This window comes from Streptacidiphilus rugosus AM-16, assembly GCF_000744655.1.
In the GTDB taxonomy this organism is placed as follows: domain Bacteria; phylum Actinomycetota; class Actinomycetes; order Streptomycetales; family Streptomycetaceae; genus Streptacidiphilus; species Streptacidiphilus rugosus.
Map to the genome: position 1 here is coordinate 5172947 of NZ_JQMJ01000004.1, position 13363 is coordinate 5186309.

Annotated in this window: 12 protein-coding genes; 9 read left to right on the forward strand and 3 right to left on the reverse strand. The window is 73.8% G+C overall.

Annotated features, from left to right (window positions below; all coding sequences use genetic code 11):
- The first annotated feature begins 4 nt into the window (after positions 1-4).
- Genes wecB through BS83_RS32800 form a run of 8 tightly spaced genes read left to right on the forward strand, consistent with a single transcriptional unit; the run spans position 5 to position 8204 of the window.
- Positions 5-1168 carry a non-hydrolyzing UDP-N-acetylglucosamine 2-epimerase gene (gene wecB, locus BS83_RS32765; protein WP_051944455.1) on the forward strand — a complete coding sequence of 388 codons (1164 nt, stop codon included), beginning with the start codon at positions 5-7 and terminating at the stop codon, positions 1166-1168.
- 59 nt (positions 1169-1227) lie between these two features.
- Positions 1228-2049, forward strand: coding sequence for a YveK family protein (locus BS83_RS32770; RefSeq protein WP_157597418.1), 822 nt, complete (start codon positions 1228-1230; stop codon positions 2047-2049).
- Between the two features lie 39 nt (positions 2050-2088).
- Complete coding sequence (locus BS83_RS32775) at positions 2089-3690, forward strand: oligosaccharide flippase family protein (protein WP_084714505.1); 1602 nt, start codon at positions 2089-2091, stop codon at positions 3688-3690.
- 5 nt (positions 3691-3695) lie between these two features.
- On the forward strand, positions 3696-4868 hold the full coding sequence (locus tag BS83_RS32780) for a right-handed parallel beta-helix repeat-containing protein (protein WP_157597419.1): 1173 nt from the start codon (positions 3696-3698) through the stop codon (positions 4866-4868).
- Positions 4865-5671 carry a glycosyltransferase family 2 protein gene (locus tag BS83_RS32785; RefSeq protein ID WP_232248570.1) on the forward strand — a complete coding sequence of 269 codons (807 nt, stop codon included), beginning with the start codon at positions 4865-4867 and terminating at the stop codon, positions 5669-5671. Before BS83_RS32780 ends, BS83_RS32785 begins: the two co-directional genes overlap by 4 nt.
- A 3-nt stretch (positions 5672-5674) precedes the next feature.
- Positions 5675-6343 carry a polysaccharide deacetylase family protein gene (locus BS83_RS32790; RefSeq protein ID WP_037607064.1) on the forward strand — a complete coding sequence of 223 codons (669 nt, stop codon included), beginning with the start codon at positions 5675-5677 and terminating at the stop codon, positions 6341-6343.
- Positions 6340-7479: a hypothetical protein gene (locus tag BS83_RS32795; protein ID WP_157597420.1), complete on the forward strand. Its 1140-nt coding sequence runs from the start codon at positions 6340-6342 to the stop codon at positions 7477-7479. Before BS83_RS32790 ends, BS83_RS32795 begins: the two co-directional genes overlap by 4 nt.
- Positions 7476-8204, forward strand: a complete 729-nt coding sequence (locus tag BS83_RS32800) for a PHP domain-containing protein (protein WP_037607067.1) — start codon at positions 7476-7478, stop codon at positions 8202-8204. The genes BS83_RS32795 and BS83_RS32800 overlap by 4 nt, the downstream gene beginning before the upstream one ends.
- Positions 8205-8458: 254 nt before the next feature.
- Here the strand turns inward: BS83_RS32800 and BS83_RS32805 are convergent, their stop codons facing one another.
- Positions 8459-9439 (reverse strand): glycosyltransferase family 2 protein, encoded by a 981-nt coding sequence (locus BS83_RS32805; RefSeq protein ID WP_084714507.1) that lies wholly within the window; start codon positions 9437-9439, stop codon positions 8459-8461.
- Complete coding sequence (locus BS83_RS32810; RefSeq protein ID WP_051944457.1) at positions 9436-11478, reverse strand: O-antigen ligase family protein; 2043 nt, start codon at positions 11476-11478, stop codon at positions 9436-9438. The genes BS83_RS32805 and BS83_RS32810 overlap by 4 nt, the downstream gene beginning before the upstream one ends.
- Positions 11479-11585: 107 nt before the next feature.
- Here BS83_RS32810 and BS83_RS32815 point away from each other — a divergent pair, with 107 nt between their 5' ends.
- Positions 11586-12227: a hypothetical protein gene (locus BS83_RS32815; protein WP_037607068.1), complete on the forward strand. Its 642-nt coding sequence runs from the start codon at positions 11586-11588 to the stop codon at positions 12225-12227.
- A gap of 35 nt (positions 12228-12262) precedes the next feature.
- On the opposite strand, the gene BS83_RS32820 is transcribed toward BS83_RS32815, so the two are convergent.
- A complete protein-coding gene (locus BS83_RS32820) occupies positions 12263-13309 on the reverse strand; it encodes a glycosyltransferase family 2 protein (RefSeq protein WP_037607069.1) in 1047 nt (348 codons plus the stop codon).
- Between the last annotated feature and the right edge of the window lie 54 nt (positions 13310-13363).

Consider the following 13363-nt stretch of genomic DNA (forward strand, 5'->3'; position numbering starts at 1 on the left):
AACGATGCGAATCATCTGCGTGGTGGGGGCGCGCCCCAACTTCATGAAGGTCAAGCCGGTGATGGACGCGCTGGAGCGGCGCGGCGCCGAGGTCCTGCTCGTCCACACCGGCCAGCACTACGACGCGGCGATGAACGACGTGTTCTTCGCCGACCTCGGCATCCGCCGCCCCGACCGCAGTCTCGGCGTCGGCTCCGGCAGCCACGCCGAGCAGACCGCCAAGGTGATGACCGGCTTCGAGCCCTTGCTGGCCGAGGTCGCACCCGACGCGGTGGTGGTCGTCGGCGACATCAACTCCACCGTGGCCTGCGCCCTGGTGACCGCCAAGACCGGACCGCTGCTGGCCCATGTCGAGGCCGGGCTGCGCAGCCGTGACTGGCGGATGCCGGAGGAGGTCAACCGCGTCGTCACCGACCGGGTCAGCGACTACCTGCTGGCTCCCTCGGCCGACGCGGTGGCGAACCTGCGGGCGGAGGGCTACCGCGAGGACCAGATCCATCTGGTCGGCAATGTCATGATCGACTCGCTGCTCGCCAACCTGCCCCGGGCGAAGGAGTCGGGCGCGCTCGCCCGGTTCGGGCTGGAACCCGGCGGCTACGGCCTGGTGACCCTGCACCGTCCGGCCAACGTGGACGACCCCGCCGTGCTGTCGGGGATGCTCAAGGCGCTCGGCGAGGTGGCGCGGCGTTGCCCGCTGCTGCTGCCCGCGCATCCGCGTGCGGCGGACCGGCTGACCGCCCTGGGGCTCCCCGAGGGGCTGCGGCTGGTGCCGCCGGCGGGCTACCTCGACTTCCTCGCGCTGCAGGCCTCGGCGCGGGTGGTGCTGACCGACTCCGGCGGGGTGCAGGAGGAGACGACCGCGCTGGGCGTCCCGTGCGTGACGCTGCGGGAGAACACCGAGCGCCCGATCACCGTCTCCGAGGGCACCAACGTCCTGGCGGGGGTGGAGCCCGAGGGCATCGTGGCCACCGCGCTCGCGGTGCTGGACGCGCCGCCGCCCCCGCGCCGACCGGAGCTGTGGGACGGCAGGGCGGGCGAGCGGATCGCCGAGGTGCTGCTCACCGGCGGCCCGGCCGGGAGCCGTCCGCGCCCGACCGACCTGCTGCCCGCCGATCCGCCGGACGGACCGCGTCAAAGCCCTCTCCTCCGAGGCCCTCAGGACATATGATCGTTCGTCAGTCGCGTGTCCCCGAAGCCGCCGACCGACCCACCGGACAAGGAGACTGAGTGGATCTCGCCGAGATCGCTCGGGTAATGCGGCGCCGCTGGCTCGTGCTGCTGCCCGGCGTGCTGCTGACGTTCGCGCTGGCCGTGGGCCTCTACGTGCTGTCGCCGACCAAGTACCAGTCGCAGGCCACGGTCGAGCTGCTCAACTCGCAGAAGGCGACCGTGCCGTTCGACGGCAACCCGTTCCTCAGCACCCAGACCTCGCTGACCGGGATGGCGGACTCGCTGGCCAGGAACGTCAACTCGGACGCCTCACTGGCCGAGCTGAAGTCGCTGGGGCTCACCGGCACCTCCGAGGCGAAGATCGCGGACAACGCGCAGGCGCCGCTGCTCTGGCTCACCGTCACCGGAGTGGACGGGCCTTCGGTGCTGAAGTCGGACCAGATCCTGGTCGACTTCACCACGCGCAAGCTCCAGCAGTTCCAGAACGACCAGCAGGTGCCGACGGCGGCGATGATCCGGATGACCGTGATCGTGCCGCCGCAGCAGCCGGCCGCCCAGCTCAAGACCAAGATCGAGTACGTGGTGCTGATCTGCCTGGCCGGACTCGCGATGAGCCTGGTCGCCACCTTCTACGTGGAGGCGCGGCGGCGTCCGCGCCCGGCGGCGGAGCAGCCCCCCGTCCAGGCCGTGGCCCCGACCGCGGTGCCGCCGCAGCCCGGTGGCGACGAGGCGGCGCGGGTCCCGGCCCGGCCCGAACCCGACGCGGCCGAGGAGCAGGCCGTCCAGGAGCCCGAACCGGAAGACCCGACCATGCAACTGGCCGTCCTTCCCACGCCCGGTGCCGCGCCCACCAAGCAGCGATCCAACTGGTTCGGCTGACCGGCGCCGGCCCCCGAGCCGCCCCTGAGGAGTCCCGCCATGGACACCGCGCCCGCGACGGGCCTCGATCCCCGCGGAACGAACGACAGACCGGACGGCCCGCCGGACGGTGACCTGCCCACCGGCGCCGCCCATCACGGCGACACCGGCCCGCCCGGCCCGGCCGCCGAGTCGGCTGCCGAGGAGCCGCCCGCACTGGGCTCCCGGGTCCGCAACGCCGCCCGGTGGAGCCTGATCAACACGGTGGTGATGCGACTGGGCAACTTCGCCGCCGGCGTCGTGCTCGCCCGTTTCGCGCTGGGCCCTGCGGCCTGGGGCGTCTACGGCGTCGCCCAGACCGTGCTGCTGGTCCTGCTCTCCGCCAACGAGCTGGGCATCGGCCTGGCCGTGGTGCGCTGGGACGGGGACGTGCGGCGCTTCGCGCCCACCGTGCTGACCCTGAGCACCCTGTCCAGCAGCCTGTTCTACCTGGTCCTCTTCGTGGCCGCGCCGCACCTGGCCACCGCCCTGGGCTCGCCCGGGGCCACCGGCGTGCTGCGGGTGATGTGCCTGTGCGTGATCCTCGACGGCGTCTCGCAGGTACCCGCGGGCATCCTGACCAGGGAGTTCGCGCAGGGCCGCCGGATGACCATCGACGCGCTCAACTTCGTGCTCAGCACCGCCGTGACGCTGATCCTGGCCTTCCGCGGCTGGGGCGCCATGAGCTTCGCCTGGGGCTCGGTCGCGGGCAACGTCGCGGCCCTGCTGGGCTGCGTGATCGCGGCTCCCGGGTCGCTGCGCTTCGGGTTCGACACCGCCCAGGCGCGCGCGCTGCTGCGCTTCGGCCTTCCGCTGGCCGGGGCCAGCCTGCTCGCGCTGGGCGTGCTCAACGTCGACACCTTCGTGGTCGGCTCCACCCTCGGCAAGGTGCAACTCGGCTTCTACGTCCTGGCTTTCAACATCTCCGGATGGCCGGTGCGGATCATCTCCGAGGCCGCCCGCCGGGTCTCCTTCGCCGGTTTCTCCCGCCTGGCCTCGTCACCGCAGGCCCTGGCGAAGGGCTTCGGCCGTGCCCTGGGCGTGCTGGTCACCGGCAGCGTGCCGCTCTGCGTCCTGCTGGCGGTGCTGGCCGCCCCTTTGATCCACCTGGTCTACGGCGGCCGCTGGCTGCCCGCGGCCGGCGCGCTGCCCTGGCTGATGGCCCTGGGCCTGGTCCGCATCTGCTGCGAACTGGCCTACGACTGCCTGGTGGCGATCGGGCGACGGCGTCTGCTCATCCTCGCCCAGGGGCTGTGGCTGGCCGCCCTGGTGCCCGTGCTGGCCACCGCGGCGCACCTGCACGGCATCGTCGGCGTCGCCGAGGGCCACGTCCTGGTGGCGGTGGGCGTGGTGGTGCCGGTGTTCACGGTCGGTCTGGCCCGCACCGGGATCACCCCGCGCGCGCTCGCCCGGGCCTGCGCCTGGCCGTTCGTCGGCGGCGCGGCGATGGCCGCGGTGGCGTGGGCGCTGCGCGGCCTGCTCGGCGCGAGTCTGCCCGCCCTGCTCGCGACCGGCGTCACGGCCATGGCCGTCTACGTCGTCTGTGTCCTGCCGAGCCGCAACCGGCTGCGCGGCATCGAACCTGAGCGCGGCCGGCACGCACGACCGCGGCGAGGAAGGTGAGCCCGATGCCGGGAACCAGACGCGCGGCCGCGCCGACGCCCCCTGACCGCTCGGGCAGACGGCGCACCGCCGTCCGCTTACTGCTCGCGGCCCTCGCCCTGGTCGCCGGGCTGCTGGTCGCCGACGCCCTGGGCGCCCACCTGGACGAGCGGTCCACGGCGGGCTGCCCGACCGGCTCCCCCTCGGCCTGCCGAACCGGTTCCTCCGCCGACGGCGCCTCCGGGCCCTCGGGCAGCGGCACGCGAACGGCCACGGGTTCCGCCACCCCGACGGCGACCACCTCCGGTTCGTCCTCGGCCTCCGCCTCGCGGAGCCCGTCGGCGACCGCCGGGGCGCCGGCCACGACCTCCGGCGGCCACACCGGCCCGTGCTCCTCCCCAGGCGCCTGCGGCTTCCCCTCCGCCGCCACCACCGGTCCGCGCGGCACGCCGGGCAGCCGGCACAGCGGCGACATCACCGTCAGGACCGACGGCGCGGTGATCGACGGATGGAACCTCACCGGTTCGCTGGACATCTACGCCAACGACGTCACCGTCGTGGACAGCAGCATCACCTCCAGCAACTGGTGGGGCGTCAACCTGCGCTCCGGGTACCACGGGCTCCGGGTGCTGCACAGCCGGATCACCGGCGTCCCCGGCAAGGGGCAGGACAACGGCGGGGAGGACTACGCGGTGTCCAACATGGGGACCAGCTCCGTGGAGGTCGGCTGGAGCGACATCTCCGTCTTCGGCAACGCGCTGTCCATGGGCCAGGGCAACCTGCACGACAACTACGTCCACGACCTCGCGCCCTTCGTCAACGCGAGCGGCCAGTGGCAGCACCTCGACGCGGTGATCAGCGACGGCGGCGGCAGCGGACTGCTGGTGATCCGCCACAACACCCTGCTCAACGCGGCCGGGGTGGACCGCGGCGCCTCCGCTGCGATCGGCCTGTACCCGGACACCGGCACGGTCAACAACGCCGTGGTGGACGGCAACTGGATCGCCGGAGGGTCCTACGCGCTCTACGGCGGCGGGCCGGGGTCGACCGGCGTCAAGGTCACCAACAACGTCTTCTCCGACATGTACCACCCGTCCTGCGGCTACTACGGCAACGTCGCCTACTGGAACGCGGGCGGCGCGGGCAACGTCTGGGCGGCCAACACCACGTCGGACGGAAAGCCGGTGACGCCGCAGTGAGCCGCGTGAAGAAGCTGGTGCGGACCGTGGCGCGGGCTCCGTGGGAGCTCGCCAAGCACCTGTTCGGCTGGCACGTCCTGTTCGAGCTGCGCAACAAGGTGCTGCTCGGCCACACGGCCCGGGCGCTGCGCCGGACCGAGGATGCGGAGGTCCGCCGGCTCGACCAGGGGACGTTCCCGTCCGCGCTGGTCGCCACGGTGATCGCCACCTACCGGCGGCCCGAGGCGCTGCGCGCCGCCGTGGCCTCCGCCCTCGCGCAGACGGTCGAGGACCAGGTCGTGATCGTCGTCGACGACGGGGCGGGCCTGCCCGACCTGCCGCAGGACCCCCGGCTCACCGCCGTCTCACTGTCCCGCAACGTCGGCATCGCAGGAGTGGTGCGCAACGTCGGCATCCGGCTGACCGACTCCCGCTTCGTCGCCTTCCTCGACGACGACAACCTGTGGGAGCCGGACCACCTGGAGCGGGCGCTGGACGCCCTGACCGCCGACGGCGGCCCGGAGGCCGTCTACACCGCGCTGCGCCGGGTCCTGCCCGACGGGACCGAGAAGGACGTGCTGTCGGTGCCGTTCGACCGGCGGCTCGCTGCACGCAAGGCGTTCCTCGACACCAACGCCTTCGTCGCGCGGCGGACGCCCGACCTGCGGTTCAGCCGGATCCGCCGCACGCCGGAGGTCCTGCCCAGGGAGGACTGGGAGCTGGTCCACCGCTACAGCCGCCGCCACCGGGTCGTCCACATCCCGCATGTGACGGTTCGCTACCTGACCAACCCCAGCAGCTACTACACGGAATGGCAGAGCTAGCCGATGCGCTCGCAAGTGATCCACAACGTGTCCTTCCACGGAGTAGGGACGCCCGGCCCGGAACGCGAACCCGGTGAGCACGACTACTGGGTGAGCCGGGACTCCTTCCTGCGCGTCCTGGACGAGTGCGCCGCCAGGCCCGAGGTCAGGCTCAGCTTCGACGACGGCAACGAGTCCGACGTCGCGATCGCCCTGCCCGCCCTGGTCGAACGGGACCTGAAGGCCGACTTCTTCCTGATCGCCGGCCGGATCGGCACCCCCGGCAACATCTCCGCCGAGGGCGTGCGCGCGCTGGTCGCCGCCGGGATGGGCGTCGGCAGCCACGGCCAGGGCCACCGGGCCTGGCCCGAGGTCCCCGACGCCGAGCTCGGGGCCGAGCTGGCGGACGCCCGGATCCGGATCGCGGAGGCGGCCGGACGGCCGGTCGACACCGCCGCCTGCCCGTTCGGCGCGTACGACCGGCGGGTGCTGCGACGGCTGCGGGCGCTCGGCTACCGGCGCGTCTACACCAGCGACCGCCGCCCGGCGGCCGGGGACGCCTGGCTGCAGGCCAGGTTCAGCGTCCTCGCCGACGACACCCTCGACTCCTTCCGGGCCGGGGTGCTGTCGCGGCGCGGCCCGGGCCGGCAGCTGCGCGACGCCGCCGTCGGCGCGGTCAAGCGGTGGCGGTGAGCGCGATGGACCGGGTGCTGATCGGCTTCGCCGACGCGCTGGCGGCGCCCGAGTCGGCGTTCTGCCTCGCCGACCAGGGCTATCGGGTGGTGGCCTTCGCCCGCCGCGGCAGCAGGCCCGCGCTCGCGGCCGCCCGAAGCGTCGAGATCGTCGAGGTGACGGCCCCGGAGACCGACGCGGACGCCTGCGTGCGCGACATCGCCGACGCCGTGGAGCGGTACCGGCCCGTCGCCGTGCTGCCGCTGGACGACCACGCGCTGTGGGCGTGCAGCCGCAAGGACCTCGCCGCGCCGCTCGCCGGGCCGCGCGGGGAGGCGGCCCGCTTCGCGCTCGACAAGCGCGAGCAGATCGACGCCGCGCGGGCGGCCGGCCTCGCGGTGCCCGGCCGGGAGGACGCGGCCGGGCCGTGGATCGTCAAGCCCGCGCTCGCGGTCGTCGAGCACGAGGGCCGGCTGCTGCGGCCGACCGGCGCACTCGCGCGCGACGAGGACGAGATCGAGACGCTCGGGGCGCGGATCGACGGACCGGTGCTCGTGCAGCGGGCCGTCACGGGGGTCGGCGAGGGTGTCTTCGGGTTCGCGACCGCCTCGGGCGTGCGCGCGTGGAGCGGTCACCGGCGGATCCGGATGATGAACCCCCGCGGCTCGGGTTCGAGCGCCTGCCGGTCGGTGCCGGTGCAGGAGCCGCTGCGCGAGGCGGCGGAACGCCTCGTCGAGGGGATCGGCTGGCGCGGTCTGTTCATGGTCGAGCTGCTGCGCGACCCGGAGGGGACGGCCTGGTTCATGGAGGTCAACGGCCGGACCTGGGGCAGCATGGCGCTGGCGGTCCGCCGTGGCTACCCCTACCCGGTCTGGGCGGTCCGCCAGGCGCTCGACCCCGGATTCACCCCCGAGCCGCCGCAGGGCGCGCCCGATCTGCTCTGCCGTCACCTGGGCCGGGAGCTCGTGCACCTCGCCGCCGTGCTCCGCGGCCCGTCCGGCGCCGACACCGGCCGCTGGCCGGGGCGCGCCGAGACGCTCAGGGCGGTGCTCCCCCGCCGCGGCGACCGCTGGTACAACTGGCGCCGCGGCGAGGCGGGGGTGTTCATCCGCGACACGTACACGACGGTCGCCGGACAGATCAGGAGTCGCACATGAAGCGCGTCAGGGCAGCCGCCCACATCCACTCCGAGTGGTCCGACGACGCCGCCTGGCCGCTGGAGAAGCTGGTCGAGTCGTTCCGCCGCCGCCGGGTGGACGTCCTGCTCATGTGCGAGCACAGCCGCGGGTTCAGCGACGAGCGGTGGTCGCGGTACATCGAGGCCTGCGCGCGGGCGAGCACGCCGGACGTGCTGGTCGTCCCCGGGCTGGAGTACAACGACGCCGACAACGTCGTGCACGTCCCGGTCTGGGGCGACGTGCCGTTCCTCGGCGAGACGCCGGAGATCGGGGAGGTCCTGGCACGGGCGGAGGCCGAGCGCGGAGTGGCGGTCTTCGCCCACCCCTGGCGCCGCGACGCCTGGCGGCGCTTCGATCCGCAGTGGGCCAAGCGCCTGACGGCCGTGGAGGTCTGGAACCGCAAGTACGACGGCTGGGCGCCGAACCGCCGGGCGCTGGCGTACCAGGAGGAGCTGGGCCTGCCAGGCTTCGTGTCGCTCGACTTCCACACCGCCCGTCAGTTCTTCCCGCTGGCCATGGAACTGACCCTCGACGGCGGGACGAGCAGGGAGACGGTGGAGGCCGCACTGCGCGACGGCCGCTTCGAGGCACTCGCGTTCAGCCGCAGCGCGCTGCGGCTGGCCGCCGGCGCGAGCGGCCGGGTCCTCGCCGCCGCCGAACTCCTGCGCGGCGTCGCCGCGAGGGCCCTGCGCGGCATCCGGTAGAACCCGGGCCTGGTCTCGCAGCTCCCTGCGGCCCGCTGCCGAGCGCGACCCGGGCCCCCGGTGCTGTCGACCGCACGAGGGCAGAACGCCCTCGACGTAGCGGCCCACGCGGTGTGCGGCTGCGGCAGACCACGCCGCGCGCAGGACGCGGGCGATGGCCGGTCGGCCGAAGGCCACGGGCAGCCGGGCCGACGCCCGCACCCCGTCGCACTCCGGCAACCCGCCCAGGTCGACCGCACGGCGGCGGCGCGGGGTCAGGGGCCGGGCTTCTCCGCCAGTCGGGACGGGCTGAGCAGGGCGGCCGCGGCCGCCCTGCTGGGTCCGCGGCCGAGCAGGGCCCTGGATCCCTCGCGCAGCAGTACGCCGGCGCGGAACGCCGCGGTGGCCGCGGCTCCGTGCCGCAGCCGGAACAGCCGCACCCGGTTGAGGGTGAGCAGCGTCCAGAGCCGGGCGGAGACCCGGGAGTCGCCACCCAGGTGCACGGCGGTCGCCTCCGGCGCCAGGCAGGTGGCGTAGCCCAGGTCCTTGGCGCGCAGGCAGTACTCGGTCTCCTCGGAGTAGAGGAAGAACGACTCGTTCCACGGTCCGCAGGCGTCGAGACAGCTCCTGGACAGCACCATCAGCGCGCCGCCCGCCCAGTCCGCGCGGGTCGGCCGGGTGTACGCCGCCGGGTCGGTGATCATCTCGCCCCAGCGCCGGAAGCGCCCCGCCCGGCGGTTGCCGAGCACCGCCTCGCCGAAGGCCCTGGCCACGCTCGGCTCGCGGCGCAGCGAGGGGAAGAGCGCGTCGTCCTCCTCCCTCAGCACCGGGACCGCGATGCCGGTGCGCGAACCGTCGGGCTGCGGCGCGTCCAGGGCCTCGACGAGCGCCCGGGCGCAGCCGGGACGCATCCGCACGTCGGGGTTGCACACCAGCACCGCCCTGGTGGCCGCCGGGTCGCAGGCGGCCAGTGCGGCGTTGAGGCCGGCCGCGTAGCCGGCGTTGCGGCCAGTCTGCACCACCTCGGCCCGTGGGGCCAGCTCCCGGAGCACGGCGACGGTGTCGTCGGCCGAGGCGTTGTCCGCCACGACCAGGCGCCAGTCGTCGAGGCCGGCCATCCCCTCGGGCAGCGCCGCCAGGAATCCGGGCAGCACGGCGGCGCTGTTCCAGGTCACCGCGATCACGACGACCTGGCCGCCGACGGTGCTCCCCGCCGCCGCTCGCGGGGTGGCGAAGGACTGCTGGTCGATGGTCATCGGGTGGCCTCCAGAACGGGCACGGGGACGGGCGGGGACGCCACGGCCGCGGCGGCGGGCCGACGCGCCGCCGCCTGCTCCGCCGCGGCGTGGTCGCGGCGCAGGAAGCCCAGGTGGCTGGCGCCGGTGCCCAGGGTGACGAAGAAGATGCCGGCGAACATCGGGAAACTGAGTGCGTCGAACGTCGCGGCGATGACGAGGGTGACCACGGCGGTGGCGAGGTACGCCTGACCCAGCTCCCGGTCGGCGTCGGTGCGGGCGAGCCGCCGGATCGCGCCGCCCTGGTGGATGCCGGTGAAGCAGAGGACCAGCAGCGCGATCACGCCCAACGCGCCCATCTCGGCGGCGATCAGCATGTACTGGTTGTCCGTGAAGAAGTACAGGTCGGGTGTGAAGGTGCCGAAGCCACGCCCGAACAGCGGGCGTTGTTCCAGGTAGGGCAGGATCTCGGCGTACTTGACGGTGCGGGTCTGGGTACTGCTGTCGGAGTTGCTCAGGAACGAGCTGAACAGGTTGGTGAGCGTCCCGATGAGCCCGGGGATGACCACCTTGAAGCCCGCCACCGCGCCCAGCATCACCGCGATCGCGGTCCAGCGCCGTTGCGGCTTCCAGCGCGGCACCATCACCAGCAGCACCAGCGCCACGCCGATGATCGAGGTGCGCGAGACGGTCAGCGGCAGCGCCCCGCCGATGACGGCGGCGGGAACCCAGCGCCGCAGCCTGCCGCCGGGCCGGCTCGGGTCCAGGGCCTGCTGGATCGCGAAGGGCAGCAGGATCGCCAGCATCCCGCCGAACTCCAGCGGCTGCGCGGTCAGGGAGCGGGGCCGGACGAAGTCGCCGCGGTTCATCGCCTCGATGCCGGACACGCTCGCGTTCAGCCCGGGGATCTGGATCGAGTCGGCGATGTTGGTCCCGGAGAAGAAGTCGTAGTACCCGATGGCGGCGACGACGGCGCCGAGCAGGACCAGACGGCGCATCAGCACCTCGAGCCGGCTGCGGTCGTGCATCCCCGCCGTGGTGAGCACGACCAGGCCGACCCAGACCAGCAGCGCGATCACGCCCCGGTCGGCGCCCAGCTGCTCCTCGTGCGAGCTGTCGCGGGCCGCGTCGGCGATGTAGCTGAGCAGTACGGCCGCCGACAGCACGCACATGGCCAGCCGCGCCGAGCGGGTCCCGGCCGGGGCGGTGATCCGGCCACCCAGCCAGGACGCCAGGAACCAGAGCAGCCCCAGCAGCGCGAAGACGTTCGCGGGCGTCCCCACACCGCCCAGTGCGGGCACCGCCAGGTTGGAGGGGATGAACAGCGCCAGGCAGAGGTAGACGGTGAGCACCGCGGTCGCGTCCAGCGGCCGGTGCAGCAGTCCGCGGCGGGCGGGAGCCGGCGGCGCCACCGGCAGCGGCGGGGCGTCGGGCTCCTCACCGCGCCGCAGGCGACGGGCCCGGGCGAAGGAGTCGACCACGAAGGCCAAGAGGAACGCGACCGTGAAGCCGACGATGATCGTCCCCGCCACGTCCTGCAGCTTCGTCTTGAACTGCGAGACCGGCTGCTGCGGCAGCACGACCGGCGCGGACTGCACCTGGAACGCCGCGGGCACGGCCGCCTGCAGCTGGAGGGCCCGCAGCTGCTGCCCGGCGAAGCGGGTGAGCGCGGCCGTCTCGTCCAGCACCCGGGTCTTGCCGACGCCGGTCACGCTGAGGGTGAGCAGCGGTCCCGGGGCGTCGGCCGCGAAGCCCACCTTGTAGGTGTCGGTGACACCCAGTTCCTGGAGCGAGTGGGCCGCGTCGGCGGACTGCAGCGTGCGGATCAGCACGTCGGCGGTGACGATGAGCGGACCGCCCGCGTTGGAGATCGGGTTGCCGAAGGTCGGCGCGAGCCTGGCGACACCGGTGGAGTCCAGGAGGCTGATCGAGCTCTCCGACTCGTAGATGACGGGCACCGTGCGGTACAGGTAGCCGCCGGCGAGCAGGCTCAGCACACAGATCGGCACCACCAGGTACCAGCGTCGGCGCAGGGTCGCCAGGATCTCGGCCAGGCTCACTGTCGGCGCTCCCCCCGGCGGTCCCGATCAGGACCATCAGACTCACGGATCATGTGGCGTGCGGTCAAGAGCGGCTGGCAGTATCGGACCTGACGGAAGGACAGCCCGTGACGCCCGAAGCGTTCGTCAGTGCCCTGGTCCGACGCTGGTACGTGCTGCTGCTCGCCCTGCTGCTGACCGCTGCCGGGGCGTACCACGTGCTGAAGCCCACCGAGGTCTACCGGGCCTCGGCCGTCGTCGTGCTCAAGCCGCCGGTCACCGGGAACCAGCCGAACCAGCTGGCCAACCTCCAGCCCACGCTGGCGACCGTCTCGTACGACGTGGTCCAGCAACTCGGCACGCCCGCCGGGCAGGCAGAGCTCGCGGCGGCCGGGGTGCACGGCACCTACGCCCTGGCGCCGCGCAACAGCGGCACGAACGCCACGCCGCAGTACCTGATCCCCTCGCTGCAGATCACCACCGAGCAGCCGAGTCCGGACGCGGCGGACGCGGCGGCACGCCGCATCGTCGAGGTGTACGCGGCGCACGTCGACCGGTTGCAGGACGGCGAGCACGTGCCGCAGGCGTCCCGGATGACGGTGTCGGTGCTGGTGCCGCCCAACGCCGCGCTGCTGAGCGGCACCAAGAGCCGCGGCCTGGTGGGCGTGGCGCTGTCGGGCGCCTTCGGCGGAACGGCGGCGGCCCTGTGGACCGACCGCTGGCTGCTCGGCCGGGCCCGGCGCCGACGGGCGCTGCCCGCGCCCGCCTGAGGCCCGGCGGAACGCCCCGGCCACGGTCCGGCGGCTCACAGTCCCCGGCGCTTCCAGGACCGCCACCACAGCCACTCCCGGCCCCGGTCGTACACCGCGGAAAGGACCAGCGGCTGCAGGTAGGGCATGGTGCGGGCGCCGACCAGGCGGCGCAGCCGCAGCGCGCGGAACTCCGGCAGCGCGTCCGCGTCGGGCGTGCAGGCTCGGGCGAAGTCGACCAGCTCGTCGACGGGCACCACGTCGGTGCGCCCGCGGTCGTAGGCGCGGTAGGCGCGCCGCAGCGCGTAGCGGGCCAGCCGGCGGCGGACGGTCGCGGCCAGCCGGTCGGCGTCGGGCAGCAGCTCGCCGCACTTGGCCAGCGCCGAGTCGTAGGCCACCAGGCGCTGGCGCAGGTCGTCCAGCTGGCCGCCGAAGTCGGTGGTGGACATGTTCTGGCCGTGGACCCGGTAGTACGCCTGGTCGGCGCCGCTGACGTAGCCGACGTCGGCGTGGGCGGCCAGTCGCATCCACATCTCGATGTCGCCCGCGTGGGGCAGTTCCGGGTCGTAGCCGCCGACCTGGCGCTGGAGCGAGGTGCGCACCACCACCTCGGGCGAGGTGATGCAGCCGGTGCCCTCACGGAAGCGGCGCTCCAGCCACCAGTGCCCGGGATAGACGATCCGACCGCCGCTGCCGGCGCGGGCGGCGGGCAGGGGGAGGCCGTGCTGGAAGTGGATCGGGCGGCCGTAGGCGAAGCCGGCCTCGGGGTGGGCGTCCAGCAGGGCGGCCGCCCTGGTGAGCGCGCCGGGCACCAGCCGGTCGTCGGCGGAGAGCAGCGCGCAGTAGTCGCCGTCGGCCCACTCCAGCAGGCCCTCGTTGTAGGTGGCGATGTGCCCGCGGTTCCGCTCGTGCACGCGGACCTCGATGCGGTCGTCCCCGCCGGCGAGCTTGCGGGCGGTCTCGGCGGAGTCGTCGGGTGAGGCGTCGTCGATGATCAGCACCCGTACGTCCACGCCGGGTTGCTCGTCGAGCACGCTGCGGACGCAGTCCTCCAGGTAGTGGCCGTACTTGTAGCAGGGGATGACGACGCTGACGCTGCTCATGGAGGTGGGGCCAATCCCCGGGCGGCGGGGAGGCCGGCGCGAGGGCCGGTCTCC